General features: G+C 59.9%; 1 protein-coding gene. It reads right to left on the bottom strand.

The genetic code is table 11. The features are described from left to right. A partial coding sequence (locus KUA11_RS16945; RefSeq protein ID WP_217412204.1) for a hypothetical protein occupies positions 1 to 243 on the bottom strand: 243 nt, incomplete at its 3' end. Positions 244 to 613: the final 370 nt, after the last annotated feature.

Raw genomic sequence — 613 nt, 5'->3', positions numbered from 1 at the left:
GACATCTCGATCGAGCACGTCGCGCGCCACGCCCTGCGTTTCATGCCGCAGCGCCTGCCATGCCTGATCGAACATCAGCGCATGACGGGCGACATCATCGTCCGTACAGACAAGTCGCGCGGCCTCGTCCTTTTGCGGAAGCGGCGTGCAGGCCGCCACAGGCCTGTAGGAACGCGCCTGCGCCACGCCACATTCCATCACCAGAAGACTGGCCAGCATCAATTTCCGCACGATCGCCCTCATATTTCCTCGCAACGGCAATCTAGCAGGCGGCCGAATATTGAACATGGGCGACCCGCTGTTACGGACCGAGACAATTGCGGCGCTGAGTGGTCCTCATCCCGTCACAATGTGCCTCCAGAGTGTTCTGATCGCCACTGGTGGCATGCGCGGACCGTCATACCCATATAACGCTCAGTTTCCGTTTCGGACCTCGCGCCATTACCCTGTCGGCATCAGGCGTCAGGTCCATCATCCTGCCCGGCATTCGGGAGACACATCATGTCCACGAACCGTCTTTCCCTTCTTTCATCTGTATTCGCCATTGCTCTCGCTTTCAGCAGTACTGCACCCGCCTTTGCTCACGGTGGCGGTGGAGGAGGCGGTGGGTTTG

This window comes from Acetobacter estunensis (assembly GCF_019083805.1).
GTDB classification, from domain to species: Bacteria; Pseudomonadota; Alphaproteobacteria; order Acetobacterales; family Acetobacteraceae; genus Acetobacter; species Acetobacter estunensis_A.
Note: the sequence above shows the minus strand (reverse complement) of the source record. Positions and strands in the feature narration are given on the sequence as shown.